Below are 14,023 nucleotides of genomic sequence, written 5' to 3' on the forward strand. Positions count from 1 at the left end.
CAGTCTTAGAAATCGAGCAGTTCACGCACCACGAGGTCGGCCAGGAGCCGGCCTCGCTGCGTTAACACCAATGTGCCGGCGAACGCGGCCTTGGCATCAATCAGCTCGTCGGCGATCAAGCCGGCGACTTTCTTGCGTCCGGTTTCATCGAGCTCGCTAATCGTCATGCCCGAACCCAGCCGGGTCAACAGCATCGTGCGCTCAAGCTGCACGGCCTCGGCATCCGGGTATTCGCGGCCGTGGCCCGGGGAGATTCCAGCATCGATCCGTTGCTGATACGCGGCTGGATGCTTCACATTCCACCAGCGCAGCCCGCCAACATGGGAATGCGCGCCGGGGCCTGCGCCCCACCAGTCGCCGCCCTGCCAGTAAGCGATGTTGTGCTGGCAGGCATTCGCCGGGGTCTTCGCCCAGTTGCTGACCTCGTACCAGGAGAAACCGGCCGCGGCAAACATGTCGTCGGCCAACTGGTACTTTTCGGCATGGTCGTCATCATCGATGTTCGGTACCTCGCCACGGCGAATCTGGGCCGCCAGCTTGGTGCCTTCCTCGATGATCAGCGCATACGCCGAAATGTGATCAGGTTCGTAGCTCAACGCGGCTTCGATGCTGGTGCGCCAGTCTGCCAGGCTCTCCCCCGGAGTGCCATAAATCAGATCGACACTGACATCCAGGCCGGCCTCGCGCGCCCACGCAACGGCTTGCGGAACGCGCTTCGGATCATGGGTGCGCTCAAGCACCTTGAGCACGTGGGGCACCGCGGACTGCATGCCGAAGGACACGCGGGTGAACCCGCCGTCGGCCAGCTCCTGCAGGCTTTCGCGGGTCACCGAATCCGGGTTGGCCTCCGTGGTGATTTCCGCACCCGGCTTCAGGCCGAAGTCGTCGCGGATCCGGCCGAGCACCGAGACCAGGTCTCCGGCGGGCAGCAGCGTGGGAGTTCCGCCGCCGAAGAAGACAGTTTCAATTTCGCGGTGCGGTTGGCCCGAACGGTCCATCACCTCGCGGGCGAAGCTGATTTCCTTGCTGACGGTGGCAGCGTAGGTTGCTTGGCTGGAACCGGAGCCCAGCTCCGTGGCGGTGTACGTGTTGAAATCGCAGTAGCCGCAACGGACGGTGCAGAACGGAATATGCACATAAAAGGACATGGTCCGCCCCTGTGCCTCATGCGCGCATGAGGCAGGGAGCAGACCATCGGCCGGAGCCGGATCGCCGTCAGGCAGTACTGAAGGCATTTACTTCTTTTTCGGCTCGTCGGTGGACAGTGCGGCAATGAAGGCTTCCTGCGGAACCTCCACGCGGCCGACCATCTTCATGCGCTTCTTGCCTTCCTTCTGCTTTTCCAGCAGCTTGCGCTTGCGGCTGATATCGCCGCCGTAGCACTTGGCAAGAACGTCCTTGCGGATTGCGCGGATGTTCTCGCGGGCAATGATGCGCGAACCGATCGCGGCCTGGATTGGAACTTCGAACTGCTGGCGAGGAATCAGCTCACGCAGCTTCGAGGTCATCATGGTCCCGTAGTTGTAGGCCTTGTCGCGGTGCGTAATGGCGCTGAAGGCATCCACTTGCTCGCCCTGGAGCAGGATGTCGACCTTGACCAGATCTGCAACCTGCTCGCCGTCGGCCTTCCAGTCCAGCGAAGCATAGCCGCGGGTCTTGGACTTGAGGTGGTCGAAGAAGTCGAACACGATCTCAGCCAGCGGAAGGTGGTAGCGCATTTCGACACGGTCCTCGGAGAGGTAGTCCATGCCGCGCATGGTGCCGCGGCGGGTCTGGCACAGTTCCATGACCGAGCCGATGAATTCGCTGGGCGCCAGGATGGTGGCGGCAACCATTGGCTCGTGGACTTCCAGGATCTTGCCATCCGGGAATTCCGAGGGGTTGGTGACCGTAATCATTTGCTTGTCTTCGCCCATGACCTCGTACACCACGTTCGGCGCCGTGGAAATCAGGTCCAGATTGAATTCGGATTCCAGTCGCTGGCGGGTGATTTCCAGGTGCAGCAGGCCCAGGAAGCCCACGCGGAAGCCGAAGCCCAGGGCCACGGAGGTTTCCGGTTCGTAGGTCAGCGCAGCATCGTTGAGCTGCAGCTTATCCAGCGCATCACGCAGTACCGGGTAGTCGGTGCCGTCCATCGGGTACAGGCCGGAGAAGACCATTGGCTTGGCCTCTTCGTACCCGCCCAAGGACTCGGTGGCCGGCTTGTGGAAGTTGGTGACGGTATCGCCGACCTTGGACTGGCGCACGTCCTTGACACCGGTGATCAGGTAGCCCACTTCGCCAACGCCCAGGCCCTTGGTGGGCTCGGGGTTCGGCGAGGATACGCCGATTTCCAGCAGTTCGTGGGTGGTGCCGGTGGACATCATCTGGATCTTCTCGCGAGGAGACAGATTGCCATCGACAACTCGAACGTAGGTCACCACGCCACGGTAGGTGTCGTATACGGAGTCGAAGATCATTGCGCGAGCCGGAGCCTTGGCATCGCCGACAGGCGGCGGGAGCTGCTTGATGACCTCATCGAGCAGTGCTTCAACGCCTTCACCGGTCTTGCCCGAAACCTTCAGCACGTCTTCTGGCTCGCAACCGATCAGGTTGGCCAGCTCGGCAGCGTACTTTTCCGGCTGCGCGTTGGGCAGGTCGATCTTATTGAGCACAGGGATGATCGTCAGATCGCCCTCGATAGCCAAATAGAGGTTGGCCAGGGTCTGCGCCTCGATGCCCTGGGCGGCGTCAACTAGCAGGATCGCGCCTTCGCAGGCGGCCAGCGAACGCGAGACTTCGTAGGTGAAGTCGACGTGCCCGGGGGTATCGATCATGTTCAGTGCATAGGGGGTGCCATCTTCGGCTCCCCACGGCATGCGCACAGCCTGGGACTTGATGGTGATGCCGCGTTCGCGCTCGATGTCCATGCGGTCGAGGTACTGTGCCTTCATGTCGCGGGCAGCGACAACGCCGGTCAGTTGCAACATCCGGTCGGCCAGGGTCGACTTACCGTGGTCGATATGGGCAATGATGCAGAAGTTACGGATGAGCGACGGATCGGTCGCGGCAGGCACCGGAGCGGTGCGGGCCAATGGAGACACCTAAACAGACCTCACTAGCTGACTAAAAGACATAGTTGGATTAGCTTCCATTCTGTCATGATTTCCGCGTCTTCTCATATTTCGACAGCCTGAAACTGATAGTTTGTCGTCCATGGCACTGAATCCAGAGAAGATATTTAGCATCGTCATGCGCGCGCTGAAGGAAATCAGCAAGGTCCGCGCAAATTCGGCAAGCAAGCGCCCGGCCAGCAACCGCGGGGCCAGCGGGTCCCCGAGCACTGCCGGAAGCCGCTCTCGTGCCAACTCCATGCAGGATTCTCCAGCGGGTGCCGGCTACCCGGGTGATTACCGTGGCAAGATTCACTACGAGTACAACCCGGCGAAGGACGGCAACGCCGATCCGGGCGAAATTGTCTGGACTTGGGTTCCCTATGAAGAGGATTATTCGCAGGGCAAGGATCGCCCGGTGCTGATCGTCGGCCGTGATAGTGGCTGGCTGCTGGGGTTGATGCTCACCAGCAAGGACAAGAACAACTCGGATCACCGCGACCGCAACTACATGGACATCGGTACCGGGGACTGGGACCGCGAGCGGCGTCCGAGCGAGGTCAAGCTCGATCGCATTATCCGAGTCGGCGAGCAAGCCGTCCGCCGCGAAGGCGCCATCCTGGATCGCGAACGCTTCTCAAATGTGGTGAACGCCCTAAACGAACGCGCATAAGCACTCGTTGTCAGGCTCCCTATCTGATAAAGTTAATCTTTGTGTGTTGCGCAGGTTGGGCAACACGCCCCCTTCGGGTCGCCATAGGTGCCCCACACCGCTCAGTCGATGGCCTGAAGGATGAACCCTCTACCGACCGTATAAAACGATAAACGAGAGAGTTTATTAAAGTGGCTAACATCAAGTCCCAGAAGAAGCGTATCCTGACCAACGAGAAGGCACGTCTGCGTAACGTAGCTGTCCGTTCCGAGGTCAAGACCGTGATCCGTAACGTCAACGAGGCAGTAGTCTCCGGTGACAAGGAAAAGGCAACCGAGGCACTGCGCCTGGCTGGCAAGAAGATCGACAAGGCTGTAAGCAAGGGTGTTCTGCACAAGAACAACGCTGCTAACCGCAAGTCGGCTATCGCCAAGAAGGTTAACGCCCTCTAAGCCGAGCTTAGACTTCATCAACTCCCCCGCACTCATCGAGTGCGGGGGTTTTGTTTTGCCCGGAACTGCTCATCGAAGCTTCCAGGCAGACACGCGCTGATGGCTAGCCTTCATTAAGGAGCAGTGGGAGCGCGCAGGAGTGCATCGTGCCCGCCCCCACCTGGAACCTCAGCGGCTAGCGTCCCGGAGCCTTGCCTGCAATGAACATGATGGCGTGTTCCAGCGCGTAGCCCGGTGAACGGCTGCCGCCCTTGACCATGCGGTCGGTATTCGCTATTTCTTCGACGCACAGGGCAAGATCGCTGCGTTTCCAGCCGCGAGCCTGCTGCTGCGCCTGCTGAACTTGCCACGGCGCCATCCCCAACTCGGATGCCAATGAAGCTGCGGGTTCATTCACGCCGGCGACCTTGGCGATCTGGCGGACCCTCATCGCCAAGGTGGCCACAATGGGAATCGGGTCGGTTCCAGTACCCAGCGCATGGCGCAAAGTGCGAAGCGCCATCTGGGCGTTGCCGGAAATTGCGGCATCGGCCACCTTGAACGCAGTTGCTTCAACCCGACCGCCGTAGTACCTGTCGACCGTATCCTGGTCAATGGTTCCCGTGGTGTCGGCAATCAGCTGGGAGCAGCTCGATCCAAGCTCTGCCAGCGAGTTGCCTACCGCCGCTACGAGGGCTTTGACCGCGTCATTGGTAATCCGGCGCTTGGCGGCCTTGAATTCGGACTGGACGAAGTCGATCTTCTCGGAGTCCTTTTTCACCGGTTGGCAATTGACGATCAGGGCACCGGCAGCTTTGATTGCGTCAATCAGCTTCTTGCCGCGCGTACCACCCGAGTAATGCATGATGAGCACATTCTCGGGAGCCTGGTCTTTCAGGTAGGCCAGGGCGTCCTTGAGGAAGTACTCGTTCATGTGGGCCAGTTCGTGGACCTCGACCAGATTGGCGCTAGAAAACAGCGAAGAGCTGGTGGCCATGAGCAGCTCTCCAGGCTCGTACTTTGCCGCGTCAAGACGCGTGTGCTGGATATCGTCCCGCTGGGATGCCTGGGAACGCAGCAATTCGAAGGCGCGCGAAGCGAGGTAATCCTCTGAACCGGTCAACAGGATCAGTGGTTGCGGGCGCAGTTCCCGCCATGAGATACCCGGATTTGCTTGGGCGCGTGCCATCGAACTCCTTAGTGCATCGGTCGATATAACGATCCTACCGAACTGGCGTACCCAGGGCGGTACCCAGAACGCCCTGGCTGGTAAATGTGAGCAGTACGGTACCCGATTGGTCGGTGCGAATCACCGTCGCGCCGACCTGCTGCGCCATCTCCAGGGTTTCGGGGTGCGGATGGCCATAGGAATTATCCTTCCCCGCGGAGACCAGCAGGATCTGCGGACGGATCTGCTCGATGATTTCGGTACCGCCGTTGCGTGCCCCATGGTGCGAGGCTTTCAGGATCGCTGCATGCCCTTGCGGATGCAGGCGCAGCAGGCTCTCCATGGCTTCGGTTTCCATGTCCCCGGCTGTGAAGAGATCGATGGTTCCGGACCCGGTGGAAAAGCTGAACCGGATGACCAGCGACGTATCGTTGGGTTCGGCGTATTTCGCGAAGCGCGCCTCGGGGCCCACGACTTCGAAGCCCACCTGCCCTGCAGCCTGCCGCGTACCGGGCTCCAAGGCGCGTGCACCGGGCCATAGTTCAAGGTCGAACCCGGTCGAGACCAGGCGTTCACCAATCTTTACGTGCGAATTCTCCAGCTCGCCCACGGCCCCGAAATGGTCGCTGTGGGTATGCGTGATGAAGACCTTGCTCAAGGTGCTGATGCCCAGCCGCTCCAGGCACAGCAGCAACCCGCTCTCCGGTGGTCCGGTATCGATCAGCCAGCCCTCTGAATCCCCCAGATTGATGACGAAGGCGTCGCCCTGGCCCACATCGCACATGGCAATGCTCCAATGCGGCGCGATATCTTCCCGGTAGAACAGCGTCGCAGGCAGAACGAGCGCTACGGCGAATACCAGGATCGCTCCCAGCACGCTTAGGGACACCTGCCTGACCCGGAGCCTCTCGGTTTCCCGGCCCAGCACCAGCAGGGTGCAAAGCACCAGGGAGAGCATCACTGCCAAGACGATTCCGGGTAGGCCTTCGGGCCACGGCCGGGCGGCACCGGGGAGCCCGGAAACGAAATGGGCCACCTGGCCAATGGCTTCTGCCGGCAGCCCCGGAACCCAGATCAGCACCGATTCCAGCGCTGGCCACGGCGTGCACAGCAGCAGGCAGGCCATGCCGAGCGCAGTAATCAAGGGCAGCAACGGCGCGACCACGAGGTTCGCGGGCAGCGAGTACAGGCTGAAATCCGAATTCAACGCGATGACCACCGGCAGGCAGGTGAACTGTGCCGCGCAGCAAATGGCCATCAGCTGCGCGAACCAGGCCGGGAATATGTGGAGAAGAATTTCGGTCAGGGCCGGGGCGAGCATGATGATTCCCAGGGTCGCCAGCATCGACAGGGCGAAGGCCGGTTCGGCACCCAGCGAGCGATCGATAGCCAGCAAGGCGGTTCCGCTCAGGCACAGTATTCCCAGAGAGCCTTGGCCACGACCCAGCAGCACCGAGATGACCGCGATGCTGCCCATCAGGCTGGCGCGCAGGACACTGGGATCCGGCCCGGCAAACCAGGCGAAGAGCCCGACCACGCCAATCATCAAGATCGCGCTGGGTGCCCGTGGCACCGAAAACAGCCGGAGCAGCACCAGCACAATGGCCCCGATCAGGGCAATGTTCGATCCGCTCACCGCGGTCAGGTGGCTCAACCCGCTGGATCTCATCGCCTCGCTCAACGCTTCGTCCTGTCCGGAACGATCGCCATAGAGCATGCCAGGTAGCAGCGCCTGGGCATTGTCCGGCAGGCCGCGCAGGCCCTGGGTGAACCGTTCCTTGAGGTAATCCGCGGCGGTAGGCTCAACCCAGGAGCTCACCTGCGGTTCGCTGGCGGCATGCGCCCACCAATCGAAGGCGCCGGCAGCTGCTGCTTCCAAGTCGAGGATGGTCTCGAACTCGCCCGCAGTGGCCGGCACCCCGAAATCAATGGTGAGGAAGACCGGCACCCGGCATGGCACCCATTGGCCGTTGGCCCAGTACCGCTGGATTTCCGCCCGGCCGGCGGCAGCCCCCTGGCCCTGCGCGGTGGCCGGGTCCTCGAAGCGGACCACGGCACGGCGCTGTTGCTCGCCGGCGCCCGGCAGCTGGCACTGGGGGTCGGTGAAGGCCAGGCTGCTGACGGCCACCACCCCCAGGAGCAGGATAATGGGACCGGTAAACCATGGCGCCGCGTAGGCGCGGTCGTGCCGTGGCCGCAATAGCAGGAACAGCAGGATAGCCATCAGCGCGGAAAGTACCCAGAGCAACCAGACTGGGAGGGTGAAGTAGGCGGCGGTCCACGCGCCGCCCAGCAGCCACAGGCCGCGGAAATCGGTGTTCACGGGATCACCAGTTCGCTCAGCTGGCCCAGCAGCGCCGGACCGATGCCCGGTACCGCATCCAGCTCTTCCACGGAGCTGAACGGGCCGTTCTCGGTGCGGAAGTCGATGATCCGGGCTGCCAATGCCGGACCGATCCCCGGAAGCTCCTGCAGGGTCTGGGAATCGGCACTGTTGAGCGAAATCTTCCCGCCCGCCGTCGCGCTCGGTGCCGCGGCTAGTTCCGTGGCCGTTTCGGCGCCCGGAAGGACCACCTGCTGGCCGTCGACCAGTTTGGCCGCCAGGTTCACCATCTGCGCACGTGCGCCTTTGGCCAGCCCGCCGGCGGCGTCCACCGCGTCGGCAATCCGCGAATCCACGGGCAGCTGGTAGACGCCGGGCTTCTTCACCGCGCCGACCACGTGGACCGTGATCTCGGGTGCGGCCGGGCTCGGGGACTGGTGGTCCGCCGGCGCCGAAGCGGACGGGTCGGATACCAGCGGAACTGTTTCAAGCTCCTGGGCGACCGGCGGTGGCGCGAGCAGGATGGAGATCGCAATCCAGGCGAGCACCACGATGACCAGCACCAGCACGGCCACGCGCGAGATCGCGAATCTCAGGCGACCGGGACGTGGCGCGTATTTGTTGAAAAAGTCGTGGCGGCCCATGGGCCACAGTCTGGGCTATGGTGCCGGCGGCCGATCCAGGATGGACGCCGACTGTGGATAGCTGGGGGCGACGCACACGGCGATCACGCCCAGGCCGGTATGCGCGGCCAGCACCGCCGGAAGGGACTCGACCACGACCGGCATGGCGCTGAACGGCGCCAGTTCGGTGGCGATTTCCTCGGCCAGTTCCTCGGCGCCGAAATGCATCACCCCCAGCCGCACCTCGCCACTGGCGTCGCGGGCGTCGCGCAGGGCCAGGGCGACCAGCCGTGCGGTGGCGCGCGCGAAGGAGCGGGGCTTTTCCAGGGCGACGATCGAGCCCTCGGCGATCCCGAGGATCGGCTTGAAATTCAGCAAGCTGCCGACCACGGAGGACAGCGCGCTGATCCGGCCGCCGCGGCGCAGCTGCTCAAGGCTTGGCACCGCGAAGTACACGGTGTTGGCGGTGGCCGTGCCGGCGATCTGCTCGAGCATCTCCAGCGGGGCGCCGGCGGCGCGGGCAGCCAGCACATCGGCCACGGCAAATCCCTGGGGCAGGCACACGGTGCGCGAATCGACCACGGTGATTGGTGCGTCAAAGCTGCGGGCCGCCAAGCGGGCCGCCTCCACGGTGCCCGACAGCGCCCCGGACATGTGGATCGAGATGATCGACTCGCAGCCGGCGTCGAGCAGCTGCCGGTAGGCGCTTTCGAACTCGCCTGGCGCCGGGCGCGAGGTTTTCACCGCCTTGCCCATGGCCAGGCCCATCATCAGCGCCTGCAGGTCTTCGCCGTGCACATGGTTGTCCACGATGATCGGGATCGGCACTTCGATGAAGTCCGGATGCGGCCCGAAATGCCCGGGCAGGCAGGACGCCGAATCGGAGACGACCCCGATGCGGGTACGCGAAAGCCCGCGCGGGGCCAGCCACTTGGGCAGCCAGCCCGCGCGCAAGCTTTTCTGGCGTTCAGTCATGAGCCGAGCTTACGGGGCGGGAACCACGTTCACGAGCTTCGGCGCACGCACGATGACCTTCAGCGGCTCCTTGCCATCGAGCATCCGGATCACCGACTCGTGGGCCAGGGCCTGGGCGCGCAGCTGCTCCTCGGTGATGTCCACCGGAACCTCCAGGCGGGCACGGACCTTGCCCTTGATCTGCACGACCGCGGTGATGGTGTCATCGACCAGCAGCGACTCGTCCACTTCAGGCCAGGCGCTGGTGACCACGGAGGGCGCATAGCCCAGCGCTTCCCACATGTCCTCTGCGGTGTACGGGGCGAACATGCTCAGCAGCTGGGCGGTCACCGTGGCGGCCTCGCGCACTGCCGGGTCCGCTGCCCCGGCACCGGAGTCGATGGTCTTGCGGGTCGCGTTGACCAGCTCCATGGTCTTGGCGATGACCACGTTGAACTTGCCCGAATCCAGCAGCGCGGCGGATTCATGCACGGTGCGGTGGGTGACCTGGCGCAGCGCCTTGTCCCCTGCCGCGTAGTCCACGCCGGCCTCGCTGGTGGTGTCCTGGGCGATGCGCCAGGCGCGGGCCAGGAACTTCTGCGAGCCCGATGGGGAGACATCGGCCCAGTCCACGTCGTCCTCCGGCGGGGAGGCGAAGACCATGGTCAGGCGTACCGCGTCGACGCCGAACTTGTCCAGCTGCTCGCCCAAATCCACGCCGTTGCCCAGCGACTTGCTCATCGCCTTGCCGCCGTTCAGGACCTGGCCCTGGTTCAGCAGCGCGGAGAACGGCTCGGTCGCGTCGATCAGGCCCAGGTCGTGGATGACCTTGGTGAAGAAGCGCGAGTACAGCAGGTGCAGGATCGCGTGCTCGACCCCGCCGACGTACTGGCCTACCGGCATCCAGTCGCGCACGGCCTTCGGGTCGAAAGGGCCCTGCGTGTACTGCGGGGAGACGAAGCGCAGGAAGTACCAGGAGGAATCCACGAAGGTGTCCATGGTGTCGGTGTCGCGCTTGGCGGCGCCGCCGCACTGCGGGCAGGCCACGTTGACCCATTCCTCGGCGGCGGCCAGCGGGGAGGTGCCCTTCGGGGCCAGCTGCTCGCCGCGCAGGTTATCGGGCAGGCGCACCGGCAGCTGGTCGTCGGGAACCGGGACCTCGCCGCAATCGGCGCAGTGGATGATCGGGATCGGGGTGCCCCAGAAGCGCTGGCGGGACAGCAGCCAGTCGCGCAGGCGGAAGTTGATGGTGTGCTTGCCGGTGCCGGCAGCTTCCACGATCTCAATGGCCTTGGCGATCGCCTCGGTCTTCTCCAAACCGGACAGCTGCCCCGAATTGACCAGCTGGCCTTCGCCCGCGGTGGCGGTGCCGGTTTCGTTCGGGTCTTCCAGACCGGTTTCGACGACCACGCGTACTGGCAGGTCAAAGGCCTTGGCGAAGTCCAGGTCGCGCTGGTCGTGCGCAGGCACCGCCATGATGGCTCCAGTGCCGTAGTCGGCCAGCACGTAGTCCGCCGCCCAGACCGGCAGCTTCTCCCCGGAGAGCGGGTTGATCGCGTAGCGGCCGGTGAATACGCCGGTCTTCTCGCGTTCGCTGGACTGGCGCTCTATCTCGGACAGGGCCTTGACCTGCTCCTGGTATTCCTCCAAGGCGGCGCGGTGCTCATCGGTGACCAGTTCGCCAGCCAGCTGCGCGTCGGCGGCGACCACCATGAAGGTAGCACCGTACAAGGTGTCCGGGCGGGTGGTGAAGACCGGGATCTGCAGCGCAGGCTTGTCCTCGTGCGCTTCGATCCCGAAGGTGACCTCGGCCCCTTCGGAACGGCCGATCCAGTTCTTCTGCATCAGCAGCACGCGCTCAGGCCAATGGCCCTTGAGCTGCTCCATGTCCTCAAGCAGGCGGTCAGCGTATTCGGTGATCTTGAAGTACCACTGGTTCAGCGACTTCTTGGTCACCGCAGTGCCGCAACGCTCGCAAGCGCCATTGACGACCTGCTCGTTGGCCAGCACGGTCTGGTCCTTCGGGCACCAGTTCACCGGGTGGTCCTTGCGGTAGGCCAGGCCCTTCTCGTAGAACTTGTTGAACAGCCACTGGGTCCAGCGGTAGTACTCCGGATCCGAGGTGTGCAAGCGGCGATCCCAATCGGCGGAGATCGCGTAGCGCTTGAAGCTGGCGGCCTGGGTATCGATGTTCTTGTAAGTCCACTCGGCAGGGTGGGCATTGCGCTTGATCGCGGCATTCTCTGCGGGCAGGCCGAAGGAGTCCCAGCCGATCGGGTGCATCACGTCATAGCCGCGCAAGCGCCAGTAGCGCGCGACCACATCGCCCATGGCGAAGGCCTCGGCGTGGCCCATGTGCAGATCGCCCGATGGGTAGGGGAACATGTCCAGCACATAGCGGCGTTCGCGGCTGCCATCATCGGCGGGCTTGAACACCTGTAGTTCGTCCCACACCGGAAGCCACTTGGACTCGATGTCCTTGAAGTCGTAGGTCCTGGGTTCGTTCGTCGATGATGTCACGCTGCTCTTCTCACACGCTTTGCGGAAAATTTCCGATAGGAAAAACTTGTTCTTGGTTCCAGACACAACAAAAGCCCCCAAATTTCCACTCGGGGGTACGGCCAACGGGCCGTGCTCAGGCTAGGTTGCGCTTCGGATTCATATCGCGATTCTATCGCATATCCCCTGCCCACGCGCGCATCGATGAAGCGCAAGATTGCACACAGCGGCAAACGCGGCGCCACCGCAGTTATCCACATCCCGCAGCTGCCCGCAGGGGCAGGAGCTTCCAGCGCCCGATCATGGAGCCATGAACGCGCCAGCCCTGATCGCCGCATTGCGCACCGCATGCCAGGCCCCGATGCACCTCGGACCGGCCTTGTCCGGTGCCATGGTGCTGCGCCTTGGCTACCTGTGCCTGGCCCTGTATGCCGCGCTGGGCAAGCTGGTGCGCGATGCGGGCGACCCGCGCCTGGTCCTGGCGCATCTGCAGCTCACCGAAAGGTTCGCCCAGCAAGTCCATTGCGAGCAACACGCCGGCGCACTGCATGCCGAGGCCACCGGCGCCCGGGCGCTGGCACTGGACAGCTACGCGGCCCTGCGTTTGCCTGCGGATGACCCCGACGCCATCACCGACGGGCTCTTTGCCGGGGAACCGGACCTTGCCCCGGGGCGCTGCTGCTACAAGGACACCGCCCAGCTGCTGGCCGCATGGCTGGGCATCAGCTACTTCGAAGCCCAACGGCGCATTGCCGACGCGCACCTGCTCATTGGCCGGCGCACCCCCGATGGCGGCATCTGCGCGCCGCGTTTCGAGCATCTGGCCGAACTCTACGGGCAGGGCGCTGCCAACCGCCGGGCCATCGCTTCCGCCGCGCGGCGCCTTGAACGGCTCGAACCGCAGGACACCATCTTTGACGGCGTGCCCGTGCCGTTGCTGGCCCATGGCACCGATGGCCGCAGCCTGGACCAAGCCGCGGCCCACTCCCTGCGGGAGCTGGGCCCCGCCGCCGCGCAGAAGCAGATCAGCACCTCAATCAGGACCTACAAAGAACTGCACGGCAAGCAGCTGCCTCCCAAGCTCGGCATGTTCATCGGCCCGGTGAAAAACGGCGTGCATTTCTTCTCGCTGCGCACCGATGCCACCGACGCGCAACTGGTTCATTCGGTACTCACGCAGGCCGGCAACCCACGAACCAAGGCCGGCCGGGCCGATCGCGATCCCCAGCAGCAGCGCCCGGCAGGTTCGGGATCCAGCGCCAGCGGCGGCCCGCGAGAGGGCCAGGACTCCCAAGCGGACCAGGAGTCCACGGCAGGCCAGAACGCTGGCAACGGAAGTGGAGCCGCACCCGAGCCGCCGTCGTGGCTGCGCAGCGATCAGCCCATGCCGCCGTGGGCCGAAGAGGAACCAGAAGCTCACGATGGCCAGAACCCGGACGGCGGCCGCACCGCAAAGCAGGCAGAGGCCCAAGGCGAACCGCAAGACGGGGCGCAAGACGAGCCGCACCTGCAGGACTCCCCCGCCGGGCAGCCCGATGTGCATCGTCGCCGGCTCAACGCGTTCATGGCGCTGTTGCGCGCACCATTTGCTGGCGGCGATCGAAAAGTCGTCATCCCGAAGTTCGTGGTCTACCTGTGGCTCGCGGATCTGCAGAACCTGGCGGACGCGCACGGCATGACCGCAAATGGCATCGACATCCCGCCCGAAGAACTCCGGCAGCTGCTCGCCAGGGCGAACATCATCCCGATGGTCCTTGGAGGCAACAGCCAAGTGCTGGATATGGGGCGCAAGATGCGCTACCACAAAGGCCGGATCCGCGAAGCGATCATGGCCCGGGATCGCGGCTGCATCGTGCCCGACTGCACCGCGCCGCCGGATCATGTCGAAACCGACCACTACCAGAAGCCCTGGTCCGAAGGCGGCGAAACCAGTGTCTGGTCCGGGGCGGGAATGTGCACGTCCGATCACCACAAGCGCCATGCCGGACAGCTCGAGGTCGTCGATGTCGATGGGCTGCCGCACGTGGTCATGCCTGCACATGTCGATCCGGAGCAAAAGCCCCGCCGCAATACCTATTGGGACGCCCGGCAAGCCGGCGAGTCCCCCGCGCGCCGCAGACCCGCCGCGCAGGAAACCGCGCGTCCAGGCCAGGAGGACACCCTTGAGGCCGCATCGGGCGATTGAGGCGATTGAGCTGCCCCGCGGGTTAAACCGGCAACGCCCGAACCACCCATCCGGGTGATTCGGGCGTTGCCGGTTGCGGCCGGCTCGGAACCGGCC

10 protein-coding genes are annotated in these 14,023 nt (G+C 64.1%); 3 read left to right on the forward strand and 7 right to left on the reverse strand.

The features are described from left to right. Positions 1–5: 5 nt before the first annotated feature. Positions 6–1,235: a radical SAM family heme chaperone HemW gene (gene hemW / locus ACIOTL_RS09070; RefSeq protein WP_105661289.1), complete on the reverse strand. Its 1,230-nt coding sequence runs from the start codon at positions 1,233–1,235 to the stop codon at positions 6–8. Then, on the reverse strand, positions 1,236–3,083 hold the full coding sequence (lepA, locus tag ACIOTL_RS09075) for a translation elongation factor 4 (RefSeq protein WP_105658326.1): 1,848 nt from the start codon (positions 3,081–3,083) through the stop codon (positions 1,236–1,238). A gap of 112 nt (positions 3,084–3,195) precedes the next feature. Between lepA and ACIOTL_RS09080 the strand changes: the two genes are divergently transcribed. Further along, the gene (locus tag ACIOTL_RS09080) at positions 3,196–3,765 is read left to right on the forward strand and encodes a type II toxin-antitoxin system PemK/MazF family toxin (RefSeq protein WP_105658325.1); all 570 of its coding nucleotides are present in this window, start codon (positions 3,196–3,198) and stop codon (positions 3,763–3,765) included. 170 nt (positions 3,766–3,935) lie between these two features. Next, positions 3,936–4,196, forward strand: a complete 261-nt coding sequence (rpsT, locus tag ACIOTL_RS09085) for a 30S ribosomal protein S20 (protein WP_105658324.1) — start codon at positions 3,936–3,938, stop codon at positions 4,194–4,196. Between the two features lie 175 nt (positions 4,197–4,371). On the opposite strand, the gene holA is transcribed toward rpsT, so the two are convergent. Genes holA through leuS form a run of 5 tightly spaced genes read right to left on the reverse strand, consistent with a single transcriptional unit; the run spans position 4,372 to position 11,763 of the window. After that, the gene (gene holA, locus ACIOTL_RS09090) at positions 4,372–5,364 is read right to left on the reverse strand and encodes a DNA polymerase III subunit delta (RefSeq protein ID WP_400342383.1); all 993 of its coding nucleotides are present in this window, start codon (positions 5,362–5,364) and stop codon (positions 4,372–4,374) included. 34 nt (positions 5,365–5,398) lie between these two features. Then, positions 5,399–7,666, reverse strand: a complete 2,268-nt coding sequence (locus tag ACIOTL_RS09095) for a ComEC/Rec2 family competence protein (protein ID WP_400342384.1) — start codon at positions 7,664–7,666, stop codon at positions 5,399–5,401. Beyond that, positions 7,663–8,310, reverse strand: a complete 648-nt coding sequence (locus ACIOTL_RS09100; protein WP_400342385.1) for a helix-hairpin-helix domain-containing protein — start codon at positions 8,308–8,310, stop codon at positions 7,663–7,665. The genes ACIOTL_RS09095 and ACIOTL_RS09100 overlap by 4 nt, the downstream gene beginning before the upstream one ends. A 15-nt stretch (positions 8,311–8,325) precedes the next feature. After that, positions 8,326–9,264 (reverse strand): DegV family protein, encoded by a 939-nt coding sequence (locus tag ACIOTL_RS09105; protein ID WP_400342387.1) that lies wholly within the window; start codon positions 9,262–9,264, stop codon positions 8,326–8,328. A gap of 9 nt (positions 9,265–9,273) precedes the next feature. Next, positions 9,274–11,763, reverse strand: a complete 2,490-nt coding sequence (gene leuS, locus ACIOTL_RS09110; protein ID WP_181148905.1) for a leucine--tRNA ligase — start codon at positions 11,761–11,763, stop codon at positions 9,274–9,276. A gap of 289 nt (positions 11,764–12,052) precedes the next feature. On the opposite strand from leuS, the gene ACIOTL_RS09115 reads away from it, so the two are divergent. Beyond that, positions 12,053–13,927 carry a hypothetical protein gene (locus ACIOTL_RS09115; RefSeq protein WP_400342388.1) on the forward strand — a complete coding sequence of 625 codons (1,875 nt, stop codon included), beginning with the start codon at positions 12,053–12,055 and terminating at the stop codon, positions 13,925–13,927. The last annotated feature ends 96 nt before the right edge of the window (positions 13,928–14,023 follow it).

It is taken from the genome of Glutamicibacter sp. NPDC087673 (assembly GCF_044743255.1).
Classification (GTDB): Bacteria; Actinomycetota; Actinomycetes; order Actinomycetales; family Micrococcaceae; genus Glutamicibacter.

Bases quoted from the DNA above. Each gene is read 5' to 3' on its own strand.
- ACIOTL_RS09115 (WP_400342388.1), top strand. From the start codon at position 12,053: ATGAACGCGCCAGCCCTGATCGCCGCATTGCGCACCGCATGCCAGGCC.
- holA (WP_400342383.1), bottom strand. From the start codon at position 5,364: ATGGCACGCGCCCAAGCAAATCCGGGTATCTCATGGCGGGAACTGCGC.
- ACIOTL_RS09100 (WP_400342385.1), bottom strand. From the start codon at position 8,310: ATGGGCCGCCACGACTTTTTCAACAAATACGCGCCACGTCCCGGTCGC.
- ACIOTL_RS09080 (WP_105658325.1), top strand. From the start codon at position 3,196: ATGGCACTGAATCCAGAGAAGATATTTAGCATCGTCATGCGCGCGCTG.
- hemW (WP_105661289.1), bottom strand. From the start codon at position 1,235: ATGCCTTCAGTACTGCCTGACGGCGATCCGGCTCCGGCCGATGGTCTG.
- ACIOTL_RS09105 (WP_400342387.1), bottom strand. From the start codon at position 9,264: ATGACTGAACGCCAGAAAAGCTTGCGCGCGGGCTGGCTGCCCAAGTGG.